Source organism: Mesorhizobium sp. CNPSo 4670, assembly GCF_057784235.1.
The window spans coordinates 28435-54355 of record NZ_JBWJFQ010000010.1; the positions used below are offsets into that span (position 1 = coordinate 28435).

General features: G+C 63.1%; 28 protein-coding genes. 11 read left to right on the plus strand and 17 right to left on the minus strand.

The annotated features are described in order from the left end of the window. Positions 1-14 precede the first annotated feature (14 nt). The 6 genes from AC0ZT5_RS17745 to AC0ZT5_RS17770 are packed head-to-tail and all read right to left on the minus strand — an operon-like array spanning position 15 to position 5870. Positions 15-245, minus strand: coding sequence for a hypothetical protein (locus AC0ZT5_RS17745; RefSeq protein ID WP_457150378.1), 231 nt, complete (start codon positions 243-245; stop codon positions 15-17). 59 nt (positions 246-304) lie between these two features. After that, positions 305-889, minus strand: coding sequence for a sarcosine oxidase subunit gamma (locus AC0ZT5_RS17750; protein ID WP_488497480.1), 585 nt, complete (start codon positions 887-889; stop codon positions 305-307). Further along, the gene (locus AC0ZT5_RS17755; protein WP_488497481.1) at positions 882-3875 is read right to left on the minus strand and encodes a sarcosine oxidase subunit alpha; all 2994 of its coding nucleotides are present in this window, start codon (positions 3873-3875) and stop codon (positions 882-884) included. The genes AC0ZT5_RS17750 and AC0ZT5_RS17755 overlap by 8 nt, the downstream gene beginning before the upstream one ends. Beyond that, positions 3872-4183, minus strand: a complete 312-nt coding sequence (locus AC0ZT5_RS17760; protein WP_379024984.1) for a sarcosine oxidase subunit delta — start codon at positions 4181-4183, stop codon at positions 3872-3874. The genes AC0ZT5_RS17755 and AC0ZT5_RS17760 overlap by 4 nt, the downstream gene beginning before the upstream one ends. Before the next feature lie 11 nt (positions 4184-4194). Continuing rightward, positions 4195-4617 carry a hypothetical protein gene (locus AC0ZT5_RS17765; protein WP_488497482.1) on the minus strand — a complete coding sequence of 141 codons (423 nt, stop codon included), beginning with the start codon at positions 4615-4617 and terminating at the stop codon, positions 4195-4197. Beyond that, positions 4617-5870 (minus strand): sarcosine oxidase subunit beta, encoded by a 1254-nt coding sequence (locus AC0ZT5_RS17770; RefSeq protein WP_488497642.1) that lies wholly within the window; start codon positions 5868-5870, stop codon positions 4617-4619. Before AC0ZT5_RS17770 ends, AC0ZT5_RS17765 begins: the two co-directional genes overlap by 1 nt. A gap of 200 nt (positions 5871-6070) precedes the next feature. Here AC0ZT5_RS17770 and AC0ZT5_RS17775 point away from each other — a divergent pair, with 200 nt between their 5' ends. Beyond that, the gene (locus AC0ZT5_RS17775) at positions 6071-6439 is read left to right on the plus strand and encodes a DUF2568 domain-containing protein (RefSeq protein WP_488497483.1); all 369 of its coding nucleotides are present in this window, start codon (positions 6071-6073) and stop codon (positions 6437-6439) included. Between the two features lie 47 nt (positions 6440-6486). Here the strand turns inward: AC0ZT5_RS17775 and AC0ZT5_RS17780 are convergent, their stop codons facing one another. Beyond that, positions 6487-7200 carry a hypothetical protein gene (locus AC0ZT5_RS17780; RefSeq protein ID WP_488497484.1) on the minus strand — a complete coding sequence of 238 codons (714 nt, stop codon included), beginning with the start codon at positions 7198-7200 and terminating at the stop codon, positions 6487-6489. Positions 7201-7394: 194 nt separating this feature from the next. On the opposite strand from AC0ZT5_RS17780, the gene AC0ZT5_RS17785 reads away from it, so the two are divergent. From AC0ZT5_RS17785 to AC0ZT5_RS17815, 7 genes are all read left to right on the plus strand, one after another. Next, complete coding sequence (locus tag AC0ZT5_RS17785) at positions 7395-8153, plus strand: SDR family oxidoreductase (RefSeq protein ID WP_488497485.1); 759 nt, start codon at positions 7395-7397, stop codon at positions 8151-8153. A gap of 126 nt (positions 8154-8279) precedes the next feature. After that, positions 8280-8666 carry an SET domain-containing protein gene (locus AC0ZT5_RS17790; protein WP_457153128.1) on the plus strand — a complete coding sequence of 129 codons (387 nt, stop codon included), beginning with the start codon at positions 8280-8282 and terminating at the stop codon, positions 8664-8666. A 177-nt stretch (positions 8667-8843) separates the two neighbouring features. Continuing rightward, a complete protein-coding gene (gene rpsU, locus AC0ZT5_RS17795) occupies positions 8844-9122 on the plus strand; it encodes a 30S ribosomal protein S21 (RefSeq protein WP_023810129.1) in 279 nt (92 codons plus the stop codon). A gap of 192 nt (positions 9123-9314) precedes the next feature. Next, positions 9315-10166 carry a tetratricopeptide repeat protein gene (locus AC0ZT5_RS17800; protein WP_477398800.1) on the plus strand — a complete coding sequence of 284 codons (852 nt, stop codon included), beginning with the start codon at positions 9315-9317 and terminating at the stop codon, positions 10164-10166. Between the two features lie 188 nt (positions 10167-10354). After that, the gene (locus tag AC0ZT5_RS17805) at positions 10355-10831 is read left to right on the plus strand and encodes a DUF992 domain-containing protein (RefSeq protein ID WP_095084635.1); all 477 of its coding nucleotides are present in this window, start codon (positions 10355-10357) and stop codon (positions 10829-10831) included. 197 nt (positions 10832-11028) lie between these two features. Further along, positions 11029-11511, plus strand: a complete 483-nt coding sequence (locus tag AC0ZT5_RS17810) for a DUF992 domain-containing protein (RefSeq protein WP_488497486.1) — start codon at positions 11029-11031, stop codon at positions 11509-11511. 204 nt (positions 11512-11715) lie between these two features. Then, a complete protein-coding gene (locus AC0ZT5_RS17815; RefSeq protein WP_488497487.1) occupies positions 11716-13152 on the plus strand; it encodes an MFS transporter in 1437 nt (478 codons plus the stop codon). A gap of 101 nt (positions 13153-13253) precedes the next feature. Here AC0ZT5_RS17815 and AC0ZT5_RS17820 read toward each other — a convergent pair whose 3' ends face one another. The 7 genes from AC0ZT5_RS17820 to AC0ZT5_RS17850 are packed head-to-tail and all read right to left on the minus strand — an operon-like array spanning position 13254 to position 21466. Further along, on the minus strand, positions 13254-13946 hold the full coding sequence (locus tag AC0ZT5_RS17820; protein ID WP_488497488.1) for a response regulator transcription factor: 693 nt from the start codon (positions 13944-13946) through the stop codon (positions 13254-13256). Then, positions 13943-16678 carry a DUF4118 domain-containing protein gene (locus AC0ZT5_RS17825; protein WP_488497489.1) on the minus strand — a complete coding sequence of 912 codons (2736 nt, stop codon included), beginning with the start codon at positions 16676-16678 and terminating at the stop codon, positions 13943-13945. Before AC0ZT5_RS17825 ends, AC0ZT5_RS17820 begins: the two co-directional genes overlap by 4 nt. Positions 16679-16735: 57 nt before the next feature. Continuing rightward, complete coding sequence (gene kdpC / locus AC0ZT5_RS17830) at positions 16736-17302, minus strand: potassium-transporting ATPase subunit KdpC (protein WP_488497490.1); 567 nt, start codon at positions 17300-17302, stop codon at positions 16736-16738. Positions 17303-17313: 11 nt separating this feature from the next. Next, a complete protein-coding gene (gene kdpB, locus AC0ZT5_RS17835; RefSeq protein ID WP_488497491.1) occupies positions 17314-19407 on the minus strand; it encodes a potassium-transporting ATPase subunit KdpB in 2094 nt (697 codons plus the stop codon). Beyond that, complete coding sequence (locus tag AC0ZT5_RS17840) at positions 19404-19613, minus strand: hypothetical protein (RefSeq protein WP_488497492.1); 210 nt, start codon at positions 19611-19613, stop codon at positions 19404-19406. Before AC0ZT5_RS17840 ends, kdpB begins: the two co-directional genes overlap by 4 nt. A 25-nt stretch (positions 19614-19638) precedes the next feature. Beyond that, positions 19639-21342, minus strand: coding sequence for a potassium-transporting ATPase subunit KdpA (gene kdpA, locus AC0ZT5_RS17845; RefSeq protein ID WP_488497493.1), 1704 nt, complete (start codon positions 21340-21342; stop codon positions 19639-19641). Positions 21343-21376: 34 nt separating this feature from the next. Next, the gene (locus AC0ZT5_RS17850; protein WP_095084642.1) at positions 21377-21466 is read right to left on the minus strand and encodes a K(+)-transporting ATPase subunit F; all 90 of its coding nucleotides are present in this window, start codon (positions 21464-21466) and stop codon (positions 21377-21379) included. 442 nt (positions 21467-21908) lie between these two features. Between AC0ZT5_RS17850 and AC0ZT5_RS17855 the strand changes: the two genes are divergently transcribed. Next, a complete protein-coding gene (locus AC0ZT5_RS17855) occupies positions 21909-22406 on the plus strand; it encodes a YciE/YciF ferroxidase family protein (RefSeq protein WP_488497494.1) in 498 nt (165 codons plus the stop codon). A gap of 39 nt (positions 22407-22445) precedes the next feature. On the opposite strand, the gene AC0ZT5_RS17860 is transcribed toward AC0ZT5_RS17855, so the two are convergent. After that, the gene (locus tag AC0ZT5_RS17860) at positions 22446-23165 is read right to left on the minus strand and encodes a Crp/Fnr family transcriptional regulator (protein ID WP_477227958.1); all 720 of its coding nucleotides are present in this window, start codon (positions 23163-23165) and stop codon (positions 22446-22448) included. A 221-nt stretch (positions 23166-23386) separates the two neighbouring features. Here AC0ZT5_RS17860 and AC0ZT5_RS17865 point away from each other — a divergent pair, with 221 nt between their 5' ends. Together AC0ZT5_RS17865 and AC0ZT5_RS17870 are read left to right on the plus strand one after the other, a co-directional pair. Then, on the plus strand, positions 23387-23623 hold the full coding sequence (locus tag AC0ZT5_RS17865; RefSeq protein ID WP_095084645.1) for a DUF6894 family protein: 237 nt from the start codon (positions 23387-23389) through the stop codon (positions 23621-23623). Between the two features lie 145 nt (positions 23624-23768). Then, positions 23769-23966, plus strand: coding sequence for a hypothetical protein (locus AC0ZT5_RS17870; RefSeq protein ID WP_488497495.1), 198 nt, complete (start codon positions 23769-23771; stop codon positions 23964-23966). Positions 23967-24094: 128 nt separating this feature from the next. Here the strand turns inward: AC0ZT5_RS17870 and AC0ZT5_RS17875 are convergent, their stop codons facing one another. Next, complete coding sequence (locus tag AC0ZT5_RS17875; RefSeq protein WP_488497496.1) at positions 24095-24397, minus strand: DUF982 domain-containing protein; 303 nt, start codon at positions 24395-24397, stop codon at positions 24095-24097. A gap of 168 nt (positions 24398-24565) precedes the next feature. Next, positions 24566-25807, minus strand: coding sequence for an acyltransferase family protein (locus tag AC0ZT5_RS17880; RefSeq protein WP_488497497.1), 1242 nt, complete (start codon positions 25805-25807; stop codon positions 24566-24568). Positions 25808-25921: the final 114 nt, after the last annotated feature.

The following is a 25921-nucleotide window of genomic DNA, read 5'->3' on the forward strand; positions in this document are numbered from 1 at the left end:
TGGTCCGATGGAAACTACCTCGTGCGCTTCTTGCGGCCGGCCACGGTCTTGGCCTTGCCCGGCTTCGCGGGACCGCCGGGGATGGCCGTTCCCGTTATCGACACCGGATCGCTGGCCGGAAAGGTGTCCTCGAGGCCTTCCTCAAGTTCTTCTTCGGCGCTCGAGCCTTCGTGCTTCTCATGTTCGAGCGAACGAACGGCAGGGCTCTTCTTGACCGGCGACTTCGGCGCGGAATTCGACGGCATCGGTATTCTCCCTCGGCGTGCGGATGCAGAACGAGCGTGCCCTGCAAAACGTTCCGAGTTCAGACCGCTGCGTCCCGCGATCCCTCGGACAGGAAAGTAAAGACATAGTCCGAGAAGGAACGCCAGCACTCGACCCTGAAGGCATCGGCCGCCGTGCGCAGCAGCACGATCTCGGCCTTGCCCAGGATGGTGCGCGAAGCCGCTCCGACCGGGAAGGCATCAAGGGACAGATCCTGCGGGCAGCCAGAATTGATCGCCGCTGCCGCGCCGGCGCCCGTCACGGCAATTGCAATGTTGCGATGCGATGTACCGACGGCCGAATGGAGGGCGGCAACCGCGGCGCAGTCGGCGAGCGGTTCGTTGCCGGCCTCGTCGATGACCAGCCATTCGTCGGGTCCAAGCCACAGAGCGGTGCGGCCGGCCTTCATGGCCGAGGTCTTCGGCTTTTTCGGCAAGGTCACACCAAGCGCCTTGGAAAGAGCGGCAGTCGAAGCCTCCGGCGCGCGCAGCGAGATGCGCTCGGCCGGCGGCAGCACCTCGACCTTGGCGCCAGTCGCGGCGGTGCTGCGTCCAGCCAGCGCCGGACGGCGCTCGACCGAAGGCGATGCAACCGGAGCTGTCTTCTTTGCAGCGGCCTTAGCCATTCAGGCGCCCTCCCGTCTCGTCGAAGAACACCATGCCGGAAACCTCCACTTCGATCACCCCGTTCGGCATCGGCACGTAGAGCGTGTCGCCCATCCGGTCGCGGCCGCCGGCGACCAGCGCAAGGGCAATCGAGCGCCCGCAATTTTCCGACCAGTAGCTCGAGGTGACGTGGCCGATCATCTTCATCGGGATCGCCTGCTTCGGATCCTCGACGATCTGAGCGCCCTCTTCCAGCACCACCTTGGGGTCCTTGGTCTTGAGTCCGACCAGTTGCTTGCGGCCCATGGCGACCAGATCCGGCCGCGCCATGCCGCGGATACCGACGAAATCGGCCTTCTTCTTGCCGACGGCCCAGTCGAGCCCGGCATCGTTCGGCGTCACCGTGCCGTCCGTGTCCTGGCCGACGATGATGTAGCCCTTTTCGGCGCGCAGCACGTGCATGGCTTCGGTGCCGTAGGCCGCCGCACCATGCTTTTGGCCCTCGGCCCACAGCGCTTCCCAGACGGCCTGGCCGTAGTCGGCCGGCACATTGACCTCGAAGCCACGCTCGCCGGTGAACGACATGCGGAACAGCCGGGTCGGCACGCCGCAGATCTTGCCTTCGCGCACCGACATGTGCGGCAGCGCCTCGTCGGACATGTCGATGCCTTCGACCAGCGGCGCGATGATGTCGCGCGACTTGGGACCCTGCACGGCGATGACCGCCCACTGCTCGGTGATCGAGGTCAGCCAGACATTGAGGTGCGGGAACTCGGTCTGGAGATAGTCCTCCATGTGGTTCATGACGCGCGGCGCGCCGCCGGTCGTCGTCGTCACATGGAAGCGGTCTGGCGCCAGCCTGCCGACGACGCCGTCATCATAGATGAAGCCGTCCTCGCGCAGCATGATGCCATAACGGCAGCGGCCTGGCTCCAGCTTCTCCCACGGATTGGTGTAGAGCAGTTCCATGAACTTGGCCGCATCCGGCCCCACCACTTCGATCTTGCCGAGCGTCGAGGCATCGAACAGGCCGGCCGTCTTTCGCACCGCGACGCATTCGCGGTCGACCGCGGCGTGCATGTCTTCACCCCCCTTGGGGAAATACCACGCGCGCTTCCACTGTCCGACATCCTCGAACACGGCGCCTTGCGCTTCGGCCCACGGATGGATCGCCGTCTTGCGCGTCGGGTCGAACAGCGGACCGCGCGCGTGGCTGACGATCGCGCCGAAGGTGACAGGCGTATAGGGCGCGCGGAACGTGGTCAGGCCGACTTCCGGGATCGGCTTGCCGAGTACCTCGGCGGCGATCGCCAGGCCGTGCATATTGGAGGTCTTGCCCTGGTCGGTCGCCATGCCGTTGGTGGTGAAGCGCTTGACGTGCTCGATCGAGCGCATGCCCTCATGCACCGCCTGGCGGATATCCTTGGCGGTGACGTCGTTCTGGAAATCGACAAAGGCCTTGACCGTCGTGTCCGGGCCGGCACCAGGGGCAGCCCCCAGCATGCCGCGCGACCAGCTTTCCGAGGCGTCGACCTTCGGCTTGTTGCTCTTGGCGGTTTTAGCAGCGGCATCTTTCGCTGCCTTCTCGCCGGCCGCATAAGCCTCGTCGATCGTCGCCGACAGCCCGTCGGTGCCGTTGCAGGCGCCGACCGAGACGCAATCCTGCGCATAAGTGCCGGGCACGAAGCGCTTGGTCTCGTCGTTGAAAGCGACCTTGCCGCGCGACTGCGAGAACAGATGCACCGACGGCGTCCAGCCGGCCGACATCAGTATCGCATCGACCGGGATGGTGCGTTCGCCGCCGCCATTCTTCGGCTGCACGGTCATCGACGACACCCGCAATTTGCCGCCGGCGCGGATCACCGCGCGGCCGAAATTGACCTCGATGCCGAGCGCCCTCGCCTCGTCGATCACCGGTCCGGTCGGATGGTCGCGCAGGTCGACGATCGCCGCCACGTTGACGCCGGCCTTCTTAAGGTCGATCGCCGCCGCATAGGCGGAATCATTGGCGGTGTAGACGCCGACTTGTCTGCCGACAGCGACGCCATAATGGTTGAGATATGTGCGCGCCGCACCGGCCAGCATGATGCCCGGCCGATCATTGTCGGCGAACACCATGTGCCGTTCGATGGCGCCGGAGGCCAGCACCACGCGCTTGGCCCTCACCTGCCACAGCCGCTCGCGCGGCAGGTCGTGGCCAGGGGCTGAGAGATGATCGCTGACGCGCTCGACCAGGCCGACGAAATTCTGCGCGTAGTAGCCGAAGGCCGTCGTGCGCGGGAGCACGCGGACATTGTCCATCCCTTGAAGCCTAGCAATCGCCGCCTGCGCCCAGGCAAAACCGTCCTGGCCATCGATCCCGGCACCGGTCTCGAAACGCAGGCTGCCGCCGAACTCGGCCTGCTCGTCGGCCAGGATGACGCGCACGCCCGTCTCGGCCGCGGCAAGTGCTGCCGCGATGCCGGCGGCACCGCCGCCCAGCACCAGCACGTCGCAATGCGCATAGCGCGACGAATAATGATCGGGATCAGGTTTATCCGGGGAAACGCCAAGGCCGGCCGCGGCGCGGATCTTCGGCTCGTAAAGGCTCTTCCAGGCCGCTTTCGGCCACATGAAGGTCTTGTAGTAGAAGCCGGCCGAAAACAACGGCGACGCGATGTCGTTGACCGCGCCGACGTCGAAGGACAGCGACGGCCAGCGGTTCTGCGACTGTGCTTCAAGCCCGTCATAGAGCTCTTGCACGGTGGCCCGCACGTTTGGCGTCTTGCGCGCCGCGTCGCGCTTGATCTCGACCAGCGCGTTGGGCTCTTCCGCGCCCGCCGACAGGATGCCGCGCGGACGGTGATATTTGAATGAGCGGCCGACGAGATGGACGCCATTGGCAAGCAGCGCCGAAGCCAGCGTGTCGCCCTCGATGCCGGCGTAGGACTGGCCATCGAAGCTGAACCGCGCGGTCTTCGCCTGCTTGAGGCGACCGGCACCGGGAATGCGGAACGCGCCGCTCATTTGGCAACCACTTCGTTGGAGATTTTGGGCAGCTTCGACGGTTTTGGTTCGCCGGCCTTGTAGGTCATGATGAACTTGTCGGTGACGGTGTCGCGCACCGCATTGAAGAAGCGCGCGCAGCCATGCATGTGCCGCCAGCGCTCATAGATGATCCCCTTGGGGTTAGAGCGGATGAAGAAGAACTTTTCGAAATCGTCGTCGCTCTCGCCAGCCATGTTGGCCGAGCGCGCGATATGCGCCTCGCCGGCGTTGCGGAACTCGAGTTCCGGGCGCTCTTCCTCGCAATAGGGGCAGCGGATGAGAAGCATTTGGTTCGTTCCTACAATTCGCCGTTGCCGACGTGAGCGCCGGCGGGTTGGTCGCAAAGCCTCTGGCCCATGGCCGCAAAGGGCGCGACGAGCCGGATGCGCTCCTCCACGCTTGCGGCCGGACGAAACAGGTCGCGGTACGCCATGTTGCCGACGGTGAGTTGCATCGGATCGGTCGTGACGATGACGCGGCGCGGCTCGAATGTGTCGTCCTCATCCTGGTCGGAAGGCATGTTCTCCAGGAACATGACCACCTTCTGGCCGCCGCTCCACACGCAGGCCAGGATGCCGTCATCGACGGAAAACGGCCATCCGGCCTCGTTCCCGGCGCGACTGATCGGCTGCGTGCGCACTTCGTCCGCCGACGGAAAATGGAACATGCCCTGTTCCCCCGCCAGCATCAGCGGCATCGCGACAGCCATCTGCGCCATCATCAGTGCGCCACCGCCGCCGCTGCCGCCTCGTCGATGAGGCGGCCAGTACGGAAGCGTTCGATGGTGAAGGGCGCGTTGATCGGATGCGGATCGTCCTTGGCGATGGTGTGGGCAAAGACATGGCCGGAGCCCGGCGTCGCCTTGAAGCCGCCCGTGCCCCAGCCGCAATTGACATAGAGGCCGGGCACCGGCGTCTTGGCCAGGATCGGCGAGCGGTCGGGCGTGACGTCGACGATGCCGCCCCATGAGCGCAGCATCTTCATGCGCGTGAAGATCGGGAACATCTCGCAGATGGCGTCGAGCGTGTGCTGCAATATGTGCAGGCCCCCGGTCTGGGAATAGGAGACATACTGGTCGGTGCCGGCGCCGATCACCAGCTCGCCCTTGTCGGACTGCGAAATATAGGCATGCACCGTGTTCGACATCACCACGCAAGGCACCACCGGCTTGACCGGCTCCGACACCAGCGCCTGCAGCGGATAACTTTCCAGCGGCATGCGCACGCCGGCCATGTTCATGATGACGGACGAGTGGCCGGCGGCAACGACGCCGACCTTCTTGGCGCCGATGAAGCCGCGCGTCGTGTCGACGCCCATGATTGCGCCATTGGCCGCCCGCTTGACGCCGGTGACCTCGCAATTCTGGATGATGTGGACGCCGCGCGCCGAGGCGCCGCGGGCATAGCCCCAGGCCACGGCATCGTGGCGCGCTGTGCCGCCGCGGCGCTGCAAGGCCGCACCGACGACGGGATAGCGGGCATCCTTGGAGGTGTTTAGCGGCGGGCAGAATTCCTTCGCCTGCTCCGGCGTCAGCCATTCATTGTCGATGCCGTTCAGCCGGTTGGCGTGGACATGACGCTTCAGCACCTGGATGTCGTGCACGTTGTGGGCCAGCATCATGACGCCACGCGCCGAATACATGACGTTGTAGTTGAGCTCCTGGCTGAGCCCGTCCCACAGCTTCAGCGCATGGTCGTAGATGCCGGCGCTCTCGTCATAGAGATAGTTCGAGCGGATGATGGTGGTGTTGCGGCCGGTGTTGCCGCCGCCGAGCCAGCCTTTTTCCAGCACCGCGACATTGGTGATGCCGTGCACCGTGGCGAGGTAATAGGCGGTGGCCAGGCCATGACCGCCGGCGCCGACGATGATGACGTCATACTCCTTCTTCGGCTCAGGAGAGGACCACTGTTCCTCCCACCCCTTGTGGCCGCGCATGGCCTCGCGGGCGATGGCGAATACCGAATATTTCTTCAACGTTCCAGCCTCGCAAATGGCAGCCAAGCGTTCATCAAGCCTCGGCGCGCGAGGTGTATCACTAGCGAAACGCAGCTTCCACCCTTGCGCTGTTTGCGACGGCGCTTGCCGTTTTGCGCCGCGCCGAAAATGACGCATGCGATCTGGTAGCCATGGTTGCCTTCAGTCACATTGCCGTCGCGACACTCTGGAGGACGATCATGGGCAATGCCTGGTGGAATTTGACGTTGCGCTTCCTGCTGGAGCTTGCCGCCTTGCTCGGCCTCGGCTTGTCGGGCTGGGGTCTCTCCGATGGATTGTGGCGCTGGCTCCTGGCCCTGGCCTTGCCGCTCATCGCCGCTGCCTTGTGGGGCACCTTCGCCGTCCTCGACGATCCGAGCCGGTCGGGCCGTGCCCCGGTGCCGGTACCGGGTGCGGTGCGGCTGGCGCTGGAACTGACGATCCTGTTCGGTGGTGCCGCCGGATTCTACGTGCCCGGCTACACGACCACGGGCATCATCGTCGCCCTGCTCATCGTCATCAGCTACGCGTTCTCGCTCGATCGCCTGGGATGGCTGCTGAAGCAATAGTTCGGGCCGATACAGGGGCCGCCAGACTCTCGATGCGCCTCAGCAAGTCACGCGGATGACATGCCTTGCCTGAACAGTGCAGACGACCAGACGGCGTAGATCGGTGTCAGATGGCTATGATAACAACTGGCCGCGATCTCTCTGACTTCGGCATCATCCGACCCTTCGGCCATTGCCAGGAGCTGCTCGTCGACCACATAGCGTGGCCTGACTGCGACGGCTGCACCGAAGCGCCGCACAAGCGCGTCCGGATGATCGAGCAGCCACCGTATCCCCTTGGTCGTAGCCCTGAAGTGCTGGCCATGAGCCTTTGCCAGGATCGGGAAGGCCGAGTCCGGACGCAGCGTGGCAGCATTTTCCACCGCGAGCCGTAACTGCCACCGGTCCGCGAACCGGATGAACTCGGTTGTTCTCCATCGAACGCCGGCATGCTCGTCATCCAGCCGCAGCATGACGCGACCGAGAATGGCGCCGTCCGCAGGCGTCGTGCATCCCAGAAGCGCTTCGATTGCGTCGAACCGGATGCCCGAAACTTCACTGTCGAGCAGATCGGCTATCTCCGCGACGACGCAATTCACTTTGTAGCTTATTTTGGAACTGATTTCGGCCACCAAGAAAGCGGCGGCGGCCTGGGTATGAAGGTTGTCGGACGTCAGCAGCGGCCGAAGATTTTCGAGCGGAAAGCCTCTATTAAATTCCGATTGAAGAGCGAACGTCAACGTACTGTCGCCTTCGAAGCCGGGCTCCAGCAACTTGCTCATGATGTCTTGGGGGGTCATTGGAATGGGTGGCGCGTCCACCCGCAATGTTGAATGACGGCTTGGTAGCTTGGCGTCCGCCCGGCGTCAAGAAATCTTAGCAGATGCCTCCGCACGTATCGGGTGGCTCGCGCGCGCCCATCCTGCGATCAACCTCCCGATTGCCGGCGCCGCTGGCGAAGAAAAGGATGCAGAAAATGCTCGCACTCGCCAACAAGATCGCCATCGTCACCGGCGCCAGTTCCGGCATCGGCCGCGCCGCCGCAAGACTCTTCGCCGAGGAAGGCGCCAGGGTCATCGTCGCCGCCCGCCGCCAGGCCGAGCTCGATGCGCTGGTGGCCGAGATAGCCGACGCCGACGGCACGGCCGTCGCCCTTGCCGGCAATGTCCGTGACGAAGCCTATGCGAAAGCCCTTGTCGATCTGGCGGTCGAAAAATTCGGTGGGCTCGACATCGCCTTCAACAACGCCGGCGCCGTCGGTCTCATGGGTCCGATTTCGGAACTGCCGCTGGAGGAATGGCGCGAGACGCTCGACACCAACCTCACCAGCGCGTTTCTCGGCGCGAAGTATCAGGTGCCGGCGATGATCGAGCGTGGCCGTGGTTCGCTGATCTTCACTTCCACGTTCGTCGGTAACACCGTCGGCATGCCCGGCATGACCAGCTATGCCGCGAGCAAGGCCGGCCTGATCGGGCTGACGCAGGTGCTGGCCGCGGAATATGGCCCAAAGGGCGTGCGGGTCAACGCGCTGCTGCCCGGCGGCACCGACACGCCGGCAGCGACCTTCAAGACTCCTGAGTCTCGGGCTTTCGTCGAAAACCTGCATGCGTTGAAGCGTGTCGCGACACCGGAAGAGATCGCCCGTTCGGCCCTCTACCTCGCCTCCGACGCGTCGAGCTTCACCACGGGAGCCGCGCTCTTTGCCGATGGCGGCGTGTCGATCAACCGGACGTGAAGGCTTTCCCCGCCAGGATGCATGTTGATTGTCGCAAGGTGGACGGCCGGTCTTGCTTTTTCCGTGCGATTTGGCGATGCCGTTTCCTGTCGAAACGGGTCTTTTGCCAATACAGGTCCTGGAACCATGATGCTGATCAGAACCTACGTGGCTGCGAGTGCAATCGAAGGCGTCGGCGTGTTCGCCGCCGAGCCGATCAGGAAAGGCGCCTCGATCTGGCGGCTCGATCCGGATTTCGACCGATTGATTCCGATGGAAAAATACGAGGCAGCCCCCTCGCATCTGAGGGAATTGCTCGACCGCTATGCCTATCCAAGCCCGGACCGTCCCGGTTTCATGGTCTATGAGGTCGACAATGGGCGTTTCATGAATCACGCCGAGCGGCCGAATACCGATTTTTCGCAGTATGGCGGCGCCATCGCCACCCGCGACATCGCGGCCGGGGAGGAGATCACGTGCGACTATGGTGAGTTCTTCGAGGATTTCGAGCGGCTTCACCTCGCTACGGCGTAGTCGGCTCCCGATCCAGCGGCAAACCGGCTGCGGTTTGCCGCTGATGTTCATTTCGGCTGTGGACAGCGCGGCCTGATTCTGCTATCAGCCGCCACAATTCGTGGTGTAGATCGCCGCGGAGGCTTGTGGCTATGGCCGCTTGCCTGTTGATATCAAACCCGAAAGACAGGATTGCCCGTGCAGGTACTCGTCCGCGACAATAACGTTGATCAGGCGCTTCGCGCGCTCAAGAAGAAGATGCAGCGCGAAGGCATTTTCCGCGAAATGAAGATGCGCGGCCATTACGAAAAGCCTTCCGAGAAGCGTGCCCGTGAAAAGGCCGAAGCCGTGCGCCGCGCCCGCAAGCTGGCCCGCAAGCGCGCACAGCGCGAAGGCCTGCTGCCGATGACGCCGCGTCCGGTTGCTGCTGGCGCCGCCGGCGGTGCAGGTGGTGCTCCGCGCCCGCCGCGGTTCTAACGTCAATTTTTCGTCCTTTTCGAAGGATACCAGAGGTGGCGCGATGCGGAATCGCCGCCACCTTTTTGTTTAGGGCGACAGGCGTCCACTTGGACGCGCAAAGGACGCTCTAACGCTTTACGACAATTTTGACCCGGCCCGGAGGGGGGACCCGGACCCGAGTGACGCGACTGAAGTGAGGACAGGGCAGACATGAACGCAATCAGCGTGGAGCGCAGAACCCCATTGCGCGGCTTTGCCCTGACGGCAGCCCTGCTTTCCGGGCTGGCGCTGGCCGGCTGCCAGACGGCGGGCCCTACAGGCGAATTCAACAACATCGACAAGGCGCAAGGCTCGAGCGAGAACATCTCCTCGCTGTCGGCGGTGATCCAGCGCAATCCCAAGGATCCCGAAGGCTACAATGTGCGCGGCTCCGCTTATGGCCGTGGCGGCCAGTACCAGGCGGCGCTCCAGGATTTCAACACGGCCATCCAGCTCAACCCGAATTTCTACCAGGCCTACTCGAACCGTGCGCTCATTCAGCGCTTCCTCGGCAATCAGAAGGCCGCGCTCGACGACTACAACCGTTCGATCCAGATCAATAGCAATTATGACGCCGCCTATATCGGCCGCGGCAATCTCTACCGCAAGGCGGGTCGCACCCAGGATGCCTTCAACGACTTCCAGAAGGCAATCCAGCTCGACACCACCGATGCGCGCGCTTACCACAATCGCGGCCTGATCTATCAGAGCCAGGGCCAGCACAAATTCGCCATCGAGGATTTCTCGACCGCCATCTCGCTGGCGCCGGACGCCGCCGAGCCCTACAATGGCCGCGGCCTTTCCTATCTGGCCACCAACGACGAAGACAACGCCTTTGCCGACTTCAACATGGCGATCAAGCTCGACGGCAAGAACGCCGAGGCCTGGGCCAATCAGGCGCTGATCTACGAGCGGCGCGGCGACAAGGTCAAGGCGGGGAAATCCTACCGCGAAGCCGTGCATCTTGATCCGACCTACCAGCCGGCCAAGGATGGCCTCGCCCGCGTCAGCGGTGCGACCTAGACGCTAATCAAAGCGCTGCCCGTTGTGCGCCCGAACGAGCGCGCGGCTCTCGAAAACCCATCAGTCCGGCAACCGCGCATTAACCCCGGCGGAAAGGTGTTGGCGCGTGCCTTGTTCGCGCCAAGTTTTCAGGGGAACGGTCTGGCCACCCAAGCCGTTATTCCAAGCAATTTGCGAAAGGACCCACCATGATCAAGAAACTCGCTTGCGCCGCTGCCCTCGCCACGACGGTGTTCGCCGCCGCCCCTGCCAGCGCCGGCAAGCTGCAGCTCGGAACGCTCGACTGCACCATTGATGGCGGCACCTCTTACATCGTCGCTTCCAACAAGGGCGTGTCCTGTGTCTTCCGCCCCTACCATCACGGACCGTCGGAGATTTACACCGGGGTCATCTCCAAGATCGGCGTCGATGTCGGCCAGACGCATCAGGGCCAGCTCGTCTGGGCCGTGCTGGCGGCAACGCGCGAACGTGATGCGGGCGATCTCGCCGGCAGCTATTATGGTGTCAATGCCGAGGCCAGCGTGGTTACAGGCGGTGGCGCCAACCTGCTGGTCGGTGGCTTCAACAGCGCCTTCATGCTGGAGCCGCTCAGCGTACAGGCACAGACCGGCGTCAACCTCGCAGTTGCAGTGACCTCGCTCGAGCTGATCCACTCGCTCAAGTGATTGCATGGAGCCATGCGCTCCACGACCCCTCTATTTGCGGCGCGGAACCAGATAAGATGGTTCCGCGCCGTTTGATTCTTGGAGCGATACCCGGAAAAGAGTGAAACGGCTTTCCCGGGTAAAGCGCGTGGCGCTTTCCCTTAGGGAATTGCGTCAAAACAAAGAGATAGAGCGGTTCCGAACCGCTGGGGGACTGCATGCCAAAGACAGCCATCGCTGCTGCCATATTCGCCACCACGCTTACCGGAGCGGCGCATGCACAGGACAAGGGCATCGAACTCGGCGTGCTGGATTGCGCCATCGGCGGCGGCACCGGGTTCATCTTCGGCTCAAGCAAGGATTTGAGCTGCACCTTCAACCCCGCCGACAAGACTTTTGCACCGGAAGCCTATTTCGGCGCCGTCAACAAATACGGCCTCGACATCGGCACCACGAAGCAGACGGTGATGCAGTGGATCGTGCTGACACCGCTGAAGAACATCTACGCGCCGGGCGCGCTGGCAGGCGACTATATCGGCGCCAGCGCTGAGGTGACCGCCGCAGTCGGCGCCGGTGCCAATCTGCTGGTCGGCGGCTCCTCGCAGGCCTTCACCCTGCAGCCACTCAGCCTGCAGACGCAGACCGGCATCAACCTCGCCATCGGCGTCAGCCAGTTCCAGTTGCGCAGCACCGAGAATTGATCGCTCGGTCGCTTGCCGATAAACCCTCGAAAAATTTCGCTTGAGCTCAACCCCGGTTGAGGTTTTACAAGCCTGCCCCGACTTGAGCGGCGCCCTCGACGCGGCGCGCGATGCACGCTCCTGCCTGCGCATGGTCCTGCCGGAAACCCAGACTGGCTTCTGGCGCCATGCGTTGGCGTCGAGATATGGAAGGCAGGGGTGGACATGACCGGAATCAGCACCAACAGGGTCGACTGGCGCGCTTTGTGGGCAAGCGGCGACCTGGCGCGTTTCTGCTTCATCAGCCTCGGCATCCTGCTGCACGCCACCAACGAGACGATGGTGGCGACGGTGATGCCGGCCATGGTCGGCGAACTGGCCGGCGTCCAGCTCGTCGGCTGGTCTTTGGCCATCTATGAACTCGGCGCCATCGTCGCCGGCGCTGCGGCCGGACGGCTGGTGAGCTATGTGGCGCTGCGCACCAACATGGTGGTTGCCGCCCTCCTTTATGCCACCGGGGCGCTGATCTGCGCCACCTCGCCTTCCATGCAATTGTTCCTTGCCGGCCGCCTGATCGAGGGGCTTGGCGGCGGCGCGTTGGTGTCGCTGGCCTTCGTCTCGGTCGAACGGCTGTTCTCGCGCGCCATCTGGCCGCAGCTTTTCGGCATCATGTCGGCGATCTGGGGCGTCGCTGCCTTCAGCGGCCCGCTTCTCGGCGCGATCATGACCGAGGTTTTGTCATGGCGCTGGGCCTTTGGCATCTTCACCTTCGGCGGCACTGCGATGGCCCTGGCGAGCCTGATTGTCCTCAACACGCCCGAGGCCACCAGGCCGCAGGCGACCGCGGGCAAGGCGCCGCCCTTCCCATTCGCAGCGCTTGGCTGCCTTGCCGTCGCCGTGGTGCTGATCGCCTCGGCAGGCGTTGACATCGCCCTGCTGCGCTCGTCGGTGCTGATGGCCCTCGGCCTCATCGGCCTGGTGCTGTTCTTCTACATCGACGCGCTGAAGCCGCGCTCCCGGCTTTTTCCGACGCGGCTGTTCTCTTGGCGCACACCGGTCGGCGCCGGCATGACCATGGTCGCCGCCTTTTCGGTAGCGACCTGTTCCTTCGGCGTCTACGGGCCGCTGATCCTGACCAGCCTGCACAACATCCCGCTGCTCACCACCGGCTACATCATCGCCGCCGAATCGATCGCCTGGTCGATCCTGTCGATCCTCGTCGCCAATGCGCCACCGCACCGAGAGCGGTTGATCATCGTTGGCGGCGCGCTGATGATCGCGGCAGGCATCGCCGGCTTTGCCTACACGATACCGCTGGGTTCCATTCCGCTGATCCTGCTTTGCGCCCTGCTGCAAGGCGGCGGCTTCGGCATCGCCTGGCCGTTCCTGACCCGCGTCATCGTCGCCTCCGCCCCGGAGGACGAGCAGACCATCGCCTCGGCGGCCGTGCCGACCATGCAGCGCATCGGCTATGCCGTGGGGGCAGCACTTGCCGGCATCGTTGCCAATGCCAGCGGCTTTTCAGAAGGACTGAATCATGACGCGGCCGCGAATGTCGCGTCCTGGCTGTTTCTTGCCTTCGTGCCGCTCGGCATTGTGGGCTGCCTCGCGGCCTTGCGGACATCGTCGACGGCAAACCGCCTGCAGGAGGCTGTTGGTTAAAGCAATTCGAGGAAAGTGTGAAACCCGGGAAAAGCGCGTTGGCGCTTTCCCTCATGGAATTGCTTTAAAACAAAGAGATAGAGCGTCACATCGAACGGCCTCTATTCGACCTCTCGCAGTCGATAGCCGACACCGGTCTCGGTGGTGATATAGCGCGGCTGGTCGGGGGTCTTCTCGATCTTCTGCCTGAGCTGCCGCACATAGACCCTGAGATACTGCACGTCGGTCGAATCGCCCCAGACCTGCTTCAAAAGGAAATGGTGGGTCAGCACCTTGCCGGCGTGCTGCACCAGGATGCGCAGGATCTCGTATTCCTTCGGCGACAGCTTGACGTCCTTGCCTTCGACCTTGACGATGCGTTTGACCAGATCGACGGACAGGTCGCCGGTTTGGAACACCGGCTTTTCACCCTGCTGCTGGAACTTGTGGCGCAGCGCCACACGGATGCGCGCAACCAGCTCATTCATCCCGAACGGCTTGGTGACATAGTCGTCGGCGCCAAGTTCTAGAGCCTGGACGATGCCGGCCTCGTCGGTCCGGCTGGACAGGATGACCACCGGAATGTCGAGGCCGTCGTCGCGCCATTTGCGCAACAGCTCGTGGCCACCCATGCCGGGCAGGCCGAGATCGAGCAGGACGAGATCCGGCTTCTCCACATCCATCAGTTCGATCGCTGCCTTGGCATTCGGCGCCTCGCTGATCGCGTAGCCCTGGCTGCCGAGCCCGACACGAAGCAGCTTGCGGATCGGCGGCTCGTCGTCGACAACCAATATCCTGACGTTCGAGTTTGTCATGCCAAGTCACCCACTTCGTTGTCGTCCGTATTGGCGGCATCGAGATCGGGCTGGTTCGCCGGCTTCGGCATCCTGATGGTGAAGACCGCGCCCGAACGGTCGGTTCGGTTTGCCGCCGTGATCGTGCCCCCCATCGCCTCGATGAAGCCGCGGCAGATCGACAGGCCGAGCCCGGTGCCGGCGCGGACCTGGTCGCGCTTGCGCACTCGGTAGAACGTGTCGAAAATCCGTTCCAGGTCGCCGGGAGGAATGCCCAGCCCTTCATCCATGATCTGCAGGATAACGGAACCATTGTCGGACCAGCCCTGTATCCGGATCGTCGAGCCGGGCGGCGCGTATTTCGCCGCATTGTCGAGGAGATTGAACAGCGCCTGCTCGAACAGCACGGGGTCGACTTTCAACATCGGCAAATCGTTGGGGATGTCGATCTCGGTCTTGTGCTCAGCGATGATTTTCCTGGCCCTCTGCAGGGCGGAACCGACGATGTCGCCGACATAGTGGAAGGCGTAGTTTGGCTCCATCGCGCCGGACTCGATCTTGGTCATGTCGAGCAGATTGGCGATGAAGCGGTTCAACCGCTCGGATTCGTCGAGCACGGTTGTCAGCAGCTCCGACCGGTCCTGTTCAGGAAGTGCCGGCGCGAACTCCCTCAGCGTACCGGCCGCGCCCATGATGGCGGCGAGCGGCGTTTTCAGGTCATGCGAGATGGAAGTGAGCAGTGCCGAGCGCAGCCTGTCCGCCTCTGCCGCGAGCTTGGCGCGGTCGACGTCGGCGACGAGCTGGATGCGCTCGATGGCGACCGCCGCCTGGTCGGCCAGCGCATCGAGCAGGCGCTGCTGCTCGGGCGTCAGCAACGGACCCTGCTTGTTGTTGTCGAGGCCGATGACGCCGATTGCCGTGCGCCCAGTGCGCAAGGGAAGATAGAGGCGCTTGGCGCCCGGAAGCGTATCGGCGCCGCGTCCCGCGGCACGGTTGTGCTCCCAGGCCCAGCGGGCGGCTGCGATGTCGGCCTCGGCCAGCGTGTCGTCGGGCGGATAGCCGGCCTTGACGGTGATCGTTCCGTCTTCGGGCAGCAACAACACCACCCGCAGCTTCAGCATCGAGGCAATCTGGAAGGCGGTGGCCCAGAGAACGTCGTCGAGCGTGCCGGCGCCGGCGAGCTTCTTTGAAAAGAGGTAGATGTCCTCGGTGGCCCGCGCCCGCGAGCGGGCGGCGATCGCCTGGCGCTGCACGCGCACCGTCAGATTGCTTGCAATGACGGCGACAACCAGGAACACGCCGAGCGCAACGATGCTCTCCGGATCCCGGATCGTCAGTGTATAGCGCGGCTCCAGGAAAAAATAGTTGAACGCAAGCGCGCTGGCGAGACAGGCATACAGAGCCGGCCACAATCCGCCGGTCACCGCCGATGCCAGCACCCCGACGAGAAAGATGATGGCGAGGTTGCGAACGTCCAGGAACTGGTCGAGAAGGACGGCGAAGGCGAGCGAGCCCATGACATAGGCCGTGGCCTTGAGATAGGGCCCGATCTGGAACTGCCACTGCTCGTCCGCCGCCCTGACGTTCCTCGACGTCGCCTCGGTGTTGCGTTCGTTTCCCGAAATGACATGGACGCTGATGTCACCGGCATTGCGGATGAGATCGTAGGTGAGCGAGCCTTCGATCAATTCGCGCCAGCGCGACCGGGTCGGCCTGCCGACCACGATATGGGTGAAATTGTTCGCCGTCGCATAACGCACGATGTCCTGCGCCAAATTCTGACCCGGAATGGTCGTCACCTCGGCACCAAGCTGTTGGGCGAGGCGCAGGTTCGTGGCGAGCCGGTCCTTGTCCTCCTCGGGCATGCTGGCCGAGCGAGGGCTGTCGACATGCAGCGCCGTCCACGGCGCGCGGAGCCGGTCGGCCAGCCTGCGTGCATAGCGGACGCGGGCCGATCCTCCCTGGCGCGCGTCGAGACAGACGAGGACCCTTTCCCCCGCTGCCCACGGTCCGGGAATGGCGTGCGCCTGCATATGGATCAGCAACTGGTCGTCGACGCGCTGGGCGGTGCGGCGCAGCGCCAATTCCCTAAGCGCTGTCAGATTGCCGGGCGAGAAATAATTCTCGATGGCGCGCTGGGCAGTGTTGGGGAAATAGACCTTGCCTTCCTCAAGCCGCTTGATCAGGTCGTCGGGGGTGAGATCGATGATCTCGACATCGTCGGCCTGGTCGATGATTAAATCGGGAACCGTCTCGCGGACCCTGACCTTGGTGATCTGGGCGACGACATCGTTCAGGCTTTCGACATGCTGGATGTTGAGCGTCGTGTAGACGTCGATGCCTCGCGTCAGGATTTCCTGGACGTCGAGGTAGCGCTTGGGGTGGCGGCTGCCAGGCGCGTTGGTGTGGGCGAGTTCGTCGACGAGAACCAGCGCCGGACGCCGGGCGAGGATGGCGTCGATATCCATCTCGTCGAGGACGCGCCCCTTGTAGTCGACCTTGCGGCGCGGAATGACCTCATAGCCCTCGACCAGGGCCAGTGTTTCCTTGCGGCCATGCGTCTCGACGACGCCGATCACCACGTCCACGCCGTCGGCCAGCCTGGCGCGGCCCGACATCAGCATCTCGTAGGTCTTGCCGACGCCGGGTGCCGCACCCAGGAATATTCTCAGGCGGCCGCGTTCCTCCCGCTCGGCATGATCGAGAAGCGCGTCGGGAGAAGGTCTGGTTTCGTTGCGGCTGTCGTCCGGCATCAGCATCGATCATGGATGGCGCCGGGGGTACTGTCGATCCCCGGCACCCACCATTCACTATTTCGCGGCGTCCAGCGCAAGGTTGAGACCGAGCACGTTGACCACCGGTTCTCCCATGAAGCCGAGCTCCCTGCCCTTGACCTGGCCGTCGACAAGCGCCTTGACCTTGGCTTCGTCGATACCCCTGGCCTTGGCCACCCGGGCGACCTGGAAATAGGCCGCTTCGGGGCTGATATCAGGATCGAGGCCGCTGCCGGACGTCGTCACCAGGTCCATCGGAACAGGCTGGCTCGGGTTCTCCGCCTTCAGCTTCTCGGCGTCGCCCTTGATGCGGTCGATCAGCTTGGGGTTGGTCGGGCCGAGGTTGCTGCCGCTGGAGGAGGAGGCGTCGTAGCCATTGGTGCCGGCCGCTGAAAGCCGGCCGTGGAAATACTTGTCGCTGGCAAAGCCCTGGCCGATCAGTTCGGAGCCGATGACCTTGCCGTCCTTTTCGATCAGGCTGCCATTGGCCTGGCGCGGGAACAGCGCCTGGGCGATGCCGGTCATGCCGATCGGATAGATCAGGCCGGTCAGCACCGTGAAGAAGACGATCATGACGATCGCGGGTCTTATCTGGGTGAGCATGGAAATATTCCTTAAGCGAGGCCGAGGGCGGTGACGATCATGTCGATCGCCTTGATGCCGACGAAGGGGACGATGATACCGCCGAGGCCGTAGACGAGCAGGTTGCGGCTGAGCAGCGCACCGGCGCCGATGGCACGATATTTGACGCCTTTCAGTGACAGCGGGATCAGCGCGATGATGATCAGCGCGTTGAAGATGATGGCCGACAGGATGGCGCTTTGCGGCGTCGCCAGATGCATGATGTTGAGCGCCTGCAGCGGGCCGGTCGTCTGTCCCGGCGCGACGTAGAAGACGGCGAACATCGCCGGGATGATGGCGAAGTACTTGGCGACGTCGTTGGCGATCGAGAAGGTGGTCAGCGAACCGCGCGTCATCAGCAGCGCCTTGCCGATCTCGACGATCTCGATCAGCTTGGTCGGATCGCTGTCGAGATCGATCATGTTGCCGGCCTCGCGGGCGGCGACCGTACCGGTGTTCATGGCAACGCCGACATCGGCCTGGGCAAGGGCCGGCGCATCGTTGGTGCCGTCGCCGCACATGGCGACCAGCTTGCCCTTGGCCTGCTCGTCGCGGATCAGCTTCAGCTTGTCCTCGGGTGTCGCCTGGGCGAGGAAGTCGTCGACGCCGGCTTCCGCGGCGATCGCCGCGGCCGTCATCGGATTGTCGCCGGTGATCATCACCGTGCGGATGCCCATGCGGCGCAGTTCGGTGAAGCGTTCGCTGATACCGCCCTTGACGATGTCCTTGAGGTGCACGACGCCGAGCAGGCGCCCGTCACGCTCCACCGCCAGCGGCGTGCCGCCTGACTTGGCGATCTCGTCGGCGATGGCCTGCAGATCGCGGACGGATTCGCTGCTTGGGCGCGTGCCATGGGAGGCTGATGTCGACTGGTTGACATGGGCGAGAACCGAATCGACGGCGCCCTTGCGGACCGACGAACCATCGATGTCGACGCCGCTCATGCGGGTCTGCGCGGTGAAGGGCACGAAGGTGGCGTGCAACGTTGCCATGTCGCGGGCGCGGATGGCGTATTTCTCCTTGGCCAGCACGACGATCGAGCGGCCTTCAGGCGTCTCGTCGGCGAGCGAGGCGAGCTGGGCCGCGTCGGCCAGTTCCTGCTCGGTGACACCCTTGACCGGGCGGAACTGCGTCGCCTGGCGATTGCCGAGCGTGATCGTGCCGGTCTTGTCGAGCAGCAGCGTGTCGACGTCGCCGGCCGCTTCGACGGCGCGGCCGGACATGGCCAGCACGTTGAAGCGCACCAGGCGGTCCATGCCGGCGATGCCGATGGCCGACAGCAGGGCGCCGATCGTCGTCGGGATTAAGGTCACGAACAGGGCGACCAGAACGGTCACCGAGATATAGCCGCCCGAATAGGAGGCAAAGCTCGGGATCGTCGCGGTGGCCAGCACGAAGATCAGCGTCATGCCGACGAGCAGGATGTTGAGCGCGATCTCGTTCGGCGTCTTCTGGCGCTCGGCGCCTTCGACCAGCGAGATCATGCGGTCGAGGAAGGTGTGGCCGGAAGCGGCAGTGATGCGCACGCGGATCCAGTCGGACAACACCTGCGTGCCGCCGGTGACCGCCGAACGGTCGCCGCCGGATTCGCGGATGACCGGCGCCGATTCACCGGTGATCGCGGCCTCGTTGACCGAGGCGACGCCTTCTATCACCTCGCCGTCGGACGGGATGATGTCGCCGGCCTCGACCAGCACGGCATCTCCGACCTTGAGGCTGGTGCCGGGCACAAGCTTGTATTTCGTGCGGTCTTCGCCGGTCAAAAGCTTGGCCTGGGTCTCGGTGCGCGCCTTGCGCAACGAATCGGCCTGCGCCTTGCCGCGGCCTTCGGCGACCGCTTCGGCGAAATTGGCGAACAGCACGGTGAACCACAGCCAGATGATGATCTGCAGCGTGAATTTGAAATCGCCGCCGCCGGTGATCAGGTCCCTGACGAACAGGACGGTCGTAAGCGCCGAGACAACGGCGACGACGAACATCACCGGATTCTTGATCAGGGTGCGCGGGTTCAATTTCCTGAAGGCCCCGCCGATGGCGGGCCACAAGATGCTAGCATCCAGGATGCTCGCTGATTTGGACTGGCTCATTTGATGGCTCCAGTATCGGTGTTGTTGGATGGCACCGATCGATCGGATGCCGAAAAGGGTGGCCCGTAGACCAGCAGCCAGATCACGATCATGACCGCCGCAATGCCTAGGAATGTGGATACGGTCGGGAAGGGAGGGGGAGTTGCCTCCCCCTCATTGTCGGCCTTGGGCCGAGCCTTGCGACGCATATGGTTGAACCAGGACATAACTTTTATCCAAGGCGGGGCAGTTTCAGAAGGTCTGCCCATGGATCATCGCCAGCTGTTCGACGATCGGTCCGATCGCCAGCGCCGGGAAGAAGGTCAGGCCGACGACGATCAGGATGACGCCGACCAGCAGCCCGACGAACAGCGGGCCATCGGTCGGGAAGGTGCCGGCAGAGGCCGGGACCGTTTTCTTGGCCACCAGCGAGCCGGCGATGGCCAGCGCCGGAATGATGACCAGGAAGCGGCCCATCAGCATCGTGATGCCGAGCGTGATGTTGTACCATGGCGTGTTGCCGCTGAGGCCGCCAAAGGCTGAGCCGTTGTTCGCCGCCGCGGAGGTATAGGCATAAAGTATCTCGGAGAAGCCATGCGGCCCGCCATTGGCGATCGATGCCACGGCGCTTGGCAGAACCGCCGCAATGGCCGTGAACGTCAGCATCGCCAGTGGCAGGCACAGGATGGCGAGCATCGCCATCTTGACCTCCTTGGCCTCGATCTTCTTGCCGAGATATTCCGGCGTGCGGCCGACCATCAGACCGGCAACGAAGACGGCGACGACGATGAACATCAGGATGCCGTAGAAGCCGGCGCCGACGCCGCCGACGATGACTTCGCCGAGCTGCATGTTGACCATCGGGATCAAGCCGCCAAGCGCGGTGAAGCTGTCATGCATGGCATTCACGGCGCCGCAGGACGCGGCCGTGGTGATGACGGCGAACAGCGCCGACAAGGTGATGCCGAAGCGCGTTTCCTTGCCTTCCATGTTGCCGCCGTCGATGCCAAGCGCGTGCACCAGCGGATTGCCGCCGGCTTCCGCCCAGTAGCAGACGGCGACACCGGCGATGAACAGGACACCCATGGTGGCCAGGATCGCCCAGCCCTGGCGTTGGTTGCCGACCATGCGGCCGAAGACGTTGGTCAAGGCAGCACCGAGTGCGAAGATCGTCACCATCTGGATCAGGTTGGAGATCGCGTCGGGATTCTCGAAGGGATGCGCGGCATTGGCGTTGAAGAAACCGCCGCCATTGGTGCCGAGCATCTTTATGGCCACCTGCGAGGCAACGGGACCGACCGCAATCGTCTGCTGGGCGCCTTCGAGCGTCGTGGCGTTGACATAAGGGCCGAGCGTCTGCGGCATGCCGAGCCAGACGTAGACGAGGGTGAGCACGATGCAGAGCGGCAGCAGCACATAGAGGGTGCAGCGGGTCATATCGACCCAGAAATTGCCGATAGATTTGGCCGAAGCGCGGGCAAAACCACGGATCAGCGCCACTGCAATGGCGATACCAACCGCCGCCGACATGAAGTTCTGCACGGTGAAGCCGGCCATCTGCACGAGATAGGACATCGTGCTTTCGCCGCCATAGTTCTGCCAGTTGGTGTTGGTCGGGAAGCTGACGGCGGTGTTGAAGGCGAGATTGGGTTCGACGGCGGTCATGCCCGCCGGATTGTAAGGCAGGACGCCCTGCAGCCGCTGCAGGACATAAAGCACCAGGAAGCTGGCAATGCTGAAAAACATGATGCCTGCCGCATAGGTGGTCCAGTGTTGTTCCTCGCGCTCGCTGGTTCCCGAAATGCGATAGAGCCCGTGCTCAATCGGGCCTAGAACCGGCGAAAGAAATGTCCGGTCGCCGTTGAAGACGCGGTACATGTAGCCGCCGAGCGGCTTCACCAGCAAAACGACGATCCCGCAGTAGACGAGGATCTGTAGCCATCCGTTGAGAGTCATGATTGTAGCTTTCCGTGCCTTGCGCCAATTGCCGTCAGAAGCGTTCTGGACGAACGAGGGCGTATGTCAGGTAGACGAGCAGGAACAGCGTCACGCTGCCACCGAGAATATAGTCGACGAGCATTTCGCGATCCTCGCGTTAGAGAATGTCACAGGCTTTGATGTAGGCGAAGGACAGGGCAAAAAACAAAATCCCGATCCCGAGAACGACGATGTCCATTGTGCTTGTTCCTTGCTTCCGATCTTCTACTTTCGACCGTAGCGCCTGCCACAGGCTGGTCGGCGATTGCGTAAACAGGTCGGCGATTGCGTAAAAAGCGGCCCGCCATACTTCAGGTGTGACGGCGCCAACTTTTGCTCAAGGCGGAATATGGACCCGATCGCCATAAAGGTTCGAGACGGGACTGGAAGGAAAGAAATAGGATTTTTATAAAGGTTTTGCGCCCGGCTCGTGGCCGGCCCCGGGCCAACAAATTTGGGTCGCTGGGGACGTCATTGCCGGAACGAGCGGAACAAAACTTCCAATGCGAGATTGTCGACCTGAGGGCTCACCACAGGAGACGACCATGGCAAAGCAGAAAATGCTCGACGACCTATTTCACGACACCCTGAAGGACATCTATTTCGCCGAGAAGAAGATCCTGGCGACGCTGCCGAAAATGGCCAAGGCCGCGCAAAGCGCCGACCTGAAAGCCGCCTTCGAAAAGCATCGCGCCGAGACCGAGGGCCATGTCGCAAGGCTGGAGAAGGTCTTCGGCGTCATCGGCAAGAAGCCGGTCGGCAAGACGTGTGCGGCCATCATGGGCATCACCGAGGAAGGCGCCGAGATCATGGAGGAATACAAGGGATCTCCCGCGCTCGACGCCGGCCTGTTGGCCGCCGCGCAGGCGGTCGAACACTACGAGATTTCGCGCTATGGCACGCTAAGGACCTGGGCCGGCGAACTCGGGCTGAACGAAGCCGCGACACTTCTCGAAGCGACGCTGAAGGAAGAGAAGGCTACGGACGAAGCGCTGACGCAGATCGCGGAGTCAGCCGTCAACCTGGCGGCAGAAGCAGCATAGCTACCGAAAGCAATGATCGGCGACCGCGTCAGGAACAACCTAACGCGGTTCCCGCATCATGCTGAGATAGGTTGGGTCGAACTCGGCGATTTCCTGCAGCCGGTGCCAGTCGAGAATGGTCACCGTGTGGTTTGCCCAATTGACGACGCCGACCTTGCGCAGGGCGCCGATGACGCGGTTCATGTGCACAACCGAGAGGCCGAGCACGTCGGCCAGTTCGGCCTGCGAGAGCGGCAGATGGAAGCTCATGCCGTTGGTGCGTTGCACCACCTGCAAGCGTACGAAAAGCTCACAGACGAGATGGGCCAGATGCGAGGTCTTGGAACGGCGCCCCATCGCCACGATCCATTCGCGGTGGATGGCGCCGTCGACAAGCGTGTCCAGCCACAACAGCCGGGTCAGGTGCGGTGCTTCCTCGGTGATGGCACGCAGCCGACTATGATCGGCGAACATGACATGACAAGGCGACAGGGCGACGATGCCGTGATCCATGGTTTTCAGCAGGAAAGCGTGGAGATCGACGAAGTCGCCAGGCACCTGCAATGAGGTGAACTGTCGGCCGCCATTCTCCAGCACCTTGTAGCGTGCCGCCAGGCCGTCGAGGATCAACGTCGAGTAAGTCGGCCGCGATCCCGAGGCGACAATGTCCTGTCCGGTCGCAAAATGCCTTTCGAAGGTCATGGCACCGGCCAGCAACGCTTTCTCGCCGTCGGAGAGCGCGTCGTGTTGACCTAGGTTCAGATAAAGGGATTCAAGCACCGCTATCTCCAGCGAAGGGGCTCAGAGCCGATCGCCAATTCGTTTGGCGCAAGCATGGGGCGGCTGCGGAAGCACTAGGTCTTCGGACGGGGCCAGGCATTAACATTTGTTAGAGTGCACTTATTCGCCGGCAAGCGCCACCTCAGGTGGAACAACAGTTCGGTCCGCGAATTGTCGGTTGAATCTCTCGCGAACATCATCACCTGGAGGTCCAGCGCATCATGCCCAGATATTACCTCGACCTCTACAATGGTGACGGTCTGACGGTCGACGATGACGGGCAGGTGTTCGAAACGCGCGAACGCCTGCGGCGAGAGGCGATACGCATACTGCCCGACATCGTCCGCGACGAGATGATCGAGAACGATCGCACGGTCATTACCGTCAAAGTGCGGGACGAGAGCGGGCGCCATGTCTTCGAAGCATCGCTGGTCGTCTCTTCGGGGTGGTGTGACTGAGAGCCTCGGCCCAGGGCTCGGACCGAAAGATTCCACTGGCCATCATTTGTAATCGTCACCGCCGCCGCACCGCTGCACCATGCGGAAACTGATTGAGGTGACAACGGTTCCGAAACCGACGTCCCAGCAGCGGAAGGACCGGCATATGAATCGCGCGAAAGTCGATACGGAGCGCGACGAACGCGCCAAGCGTGAGTCGCTGATCGTGACCGCCGCCGAGCGAGCGGCGCGAGATGAAAAGACGGCCAGGCTAAGAGCTCTGCGCCTTGCCGCGCAGTCGGCGGATGAGCCGGCATCGGCCGGCCCCAAGCCGCCGCGGCCACGCGCACGTTCGACGCAATGATTGTCGCGCAAGATACACAGCCCGCATCTGTGATTTCCTGCGGCTCCTGAAAAAGCGAAAGCCCGGCTGGGTCGAGCCGGGCTTCTGCGATGGCCGGTATAGATTAGCCACCACGATGGGAGGTGGCGTCAGGCGGCGTAACCGCCATAACCACGGGCAACGGCGTGTACGCCCGCGGCCGGCTCGAGATCCGGCCACAGGATGCCGGAAGCCTGTGCAAATTCGACCAGCGCACGGCGCGCCTGCTCGATGGTCACATAACCCGGAACCGCGAGATCACATGCCTTCATCGCGTTGCGATAAAGCGGGCCGCGGCGGGAAGTCGTCCAATCGGTCAGGAAATCGTGCATTTCGGCCAGCGAGGCAATCTCGCGCTTGAAGCCAAGGCCGACGGTCAGTGCGACCGGTGAATGAAACAGCTTGTCGTGCATGAAAAGGGCTCCTGATTTCGCAGCGCCCGGGAGAGATATCCGGGCTGGTCCACGGACGGGACGCCGTGAAACGCGCCGCGAGGCAGGAGGTTCCAGGCCCAAGCGCTTTTAGGTGAATGCAGCGGTCATCCTTTGACCGGAATCCCCGCACAGCCCTCTCGGGCGCTATCAGCGGTCGGCGGATTGTCGCGTGAGGCTGGTCGGCATCCGCCAGGACCTTGCTTCACTCGCGACTGGAGCCTCGCGTGTCTCACGCTGGTTCGACAGGCGAAGAACTGCTGCAAGCCTGTTTCCCAGCGAGACGCCGGACTTTTCAACAAAAAGGTGCGCGACCAGCGCCATGAGGAGCAGAAGCACCATCGCCATCACGATCACAAGCCAATACTGCGTGGCGTTGTCCAGGGCGAAGGTTCGCACGGGCACGATGGAAAATATCGAGACGAAGGCAAGCCCCTGCAAGAGATAGATGCCATAGCTGATCTCGCCCAGTCGCACTGAACGGGTGGCGGTCAGAAGGCCAAAGAAATCGGCGCCCGAGACGATCAAGAAGAAGGCACTGGTGCACAGCAGCATCGGTCCCGGCGCGTAGGCAACCCTGTAGGTGGCAAAAATATACACCAGCAGCGCCAGGGCGATGGCGGACAGGACGTGCCGATGCAACTTCACCAGCAGGGCGCTTGCTTCAAACGTCGCGCACAGCATGCCGCCTGCGAAAAGTCCTAGATAGGAGTAGGCGCCGCTGCCTCCCCCCATTGACATGAGGATGGAAAAAGCCAGCAGAACGGCCGGTAATCCTATGCGGGTAACCGGGTGCCGGCTGAATATGGCTGCGATCGGCAGGCTGAAATAGAACAGCCATTCATAGGGCAAGGTCCAGGTTACGCAGGCCAATGTGCAGACGCGGGCATTCGAAAGCGGGACATAGCCAAAGACACCAAACAGCAGATTGAAAAACGCCCGCTCGTAGGTCGCGAAGGTCGAATAATCGATCCGCCCGTCAACGACCTCCAAAGCCATCGCCACGCCGACGGCCAAGATGTAGAGCGGCCCGATCCTGAAAGCCCGCTTGAGCAACAGGGTCGGAAAATCCACGGGGGCCTTTGCCGACAGCAGTTTCCCCCAGAACAGATAGGCGGAGATGATGAAGAAGAAGGACACCCCCACCTGTCCCAACAGGCCGTAGAAAGCGGAGGGCGGATACTTCCATGCGCCGGTCGTCAGGAATTCGTGGTAGATGACGGCGTGGTGGAGTGCGACGGCAAGCGCCAGATAGCCTCGCATCCCGTCGATCCCCCGGACCCTGGCGGTGGTCGCTTCGAAGCCGACCCGCTGAAACAGCGGCAAGCCCGCAAGCGGCCAAAGCAGCGCGACGACCACGAAGGCGGGCCAGAGATCATAAAGTCCAATCACGATTGCTCCGAGCCGATGCGCAAAACCTGCTGAGTCCCCTGTTGGACTATGCAACCTTGCCCAGCGCCGGCACAAGCGCTCGCCACGATCCGCCTGATGCTTTCCCGCGGGCGG

Excerpts from the sequence above, each read along its gene's own strand:
- AC0ZT5_RS17850 (WP_095084642.1), bottom strand. The coding sequence starts at position 21,466 with ATGCTCGTCGACTATATTCTCGGTGGCAGCGTGACGCTGTTCCTGCTC.
- AC0ZT5_RS17875 (WP_488497496.1), bottom strand. The coding sequence starts at position 24,397 with ATGCACGACAAGCTGTTTCATTCACCGGTCGCACTGACCGTCGGCCTT.
- AC0ZT5_RS17825 (WP_488497489.1), bottom strand. The coding sequence starts at position 16,678 with ATGCCGGACGACAGCCGCAACGAAACCAGACCTTCTCCCGACGCGCTT.
- AC0ZT5_RS17750 (WP_488497480.1), bottom strand. The coding sequence starts at position 889 with ATGGCTAAGGCCGCTGCAAAGAAGACAGCTCCGGTTGCATCGCCTTCG.
- AC0ZT5_RS17870 (WP_488497495.1), top strand. The coding sequence starts at position 23,769 with ATGAATCGCGCGAAAGTCGATACGGAGCGCGACGAACGCGCCAAGCGT.
- AC0ZT5_RS17785 (WP_488497485.1), top strand. The coding sequence starts at position 7,395 with ATGCTCGCACTCGCCAACAAGATCGCCATCGTCACCGGCGCCAGTTCC.
- AC0ZT5_RS17755 (WP_488497481.1), bottom strand. The coding sequence starts at position 3,875 with ATGAGCGGCGCGTTCCGCATTCCCGGTGCCGGTCGCCTCAAGCAGGCG.
- AC0ZT5_RS17800 (WP_477398800.1), top strand. The coding sequence starts at position 9,315 with ATGAACGCAATCAGCGTGGAGCGCAGAACCCCATTGCGCGGCTTTGCC.
- AC0ZT5_RS17810 (WP_488497486.1), top strand. The coding sequence starts at position 11,029 with ATGCCAAAGACAGCCATCGCTGCTGCCATATTCGCCACCACGCTTACC.
- AC0ZT5_RS17775 (WP_488497483.1), top strand. The coding sequence starts at position 6,071 with ATGGGCAATGCCTGGTGGAATTTGACGTTGCGCTTCCTGCTGGAGCTT.
- kdpA (WP_488497493.1), bottom strand. The coding sequence starts at position 21,342 with ATGACTCTCAACGGATGGCTACAGATCCTCGTCTACTGCGGGATCGTC.
- AC0ZT5_RS17765 (WP_488497482.1), bottom strand. The coding sequence starts at position 4,617 with ATGATGGCGCAGATGGCTGTCGCGATGCCGCTGATGCTGGCGGGGGAA.
- AC0ZT5_RS17820 (WP_488497488.1), bottom strand. The coding sequence starts at position 13,946 with ATGACAAACTCGAACGTCAGGATATTGGTTGTCGACGACGAGCCGCCG.
- AC0ZT5_RS17865 (WP_095084645.1), top strand. The coding sequence starts at position 23,387 with ATGCCCAGATATTACCTCGACCTCTACAATGGTGACGGTCTGACGGTC.
- kdpB (WP_488497491.1), bottom strand. The coding sequence starts at position 19,407 with ATGAGCCAGTCCAAATCAGCGAGCATCCTGGATGCTAGCATCTTGTGG.
- AC0ZT5_RS17855 (WP_488497494.1), top strand. The coding sequence starts at position 21,909 with ATGGCAAAGCAGAAAATGCTCGACGACCTATTTCACGACACCCTGAAG.
- kdpC (WP_488497490.1), bottom strand. The coding sequence starts at position 17,302 with ATGCTCACCCAGATAAGACCCGCGATCGTCATGATCGTCTTCTTCACG.
- AC0ZT5_RS17840 (WP_488497492.1), bottom strand. The coding sequence starts at position 19,613 with ATGTCCTGGTTCAACCATATGCGTCGCAAGGCTCGGCCCAAGGCCGAC.
- AC0ZT5_RS17760 (WP_379024984.1), bottom strand. The coding sequence starts at position 4,183 with ATGCTTCTCATCCGCTGCCCCTATTGCGAGGAAGAGCGCCCGGAACTC.
- AC0ZT5_RS17745 (WP_457150378.1), bottom strand. The coding sequence starts at position 245 with ATGCCGTCGAATTCCGCGCCGAAGTCGCCGGTCAAGAAGAGCCCTGCC.
- AC0ZT5_RS17780 (WP_488497484.1), bottom strand. The coding sequence starts at position 7,200 with ATGAGCAAGTTGCTGGAGCCCGGCTTCGAAGGCGACAGTACGTTGACG.
- AC0ZT5_RS17815 (WP_488497487.1), top strand. The coding sequence starts at position 11,716 with ATGACCGGAATCAGCACCAACAGGGTCGACTGGCGCGCTTTGTGGGCA.
- AC0ZT5_RS17790 (WP_457153128.1), top strand. The coding sequence starts at position 8,280 with ATGATGCTGATCAGAACCTACGTGGCTGCGAGTGCAATCGAAGGCGTC.
- AC0ZT5_RS17805 (WP_095084635.1), top strand. The coding sequence starts at position 10,355 with ATGATCAAGAAACTCGCTTGCGCCGCTGCCCTCGCCACGACGGTGTTC.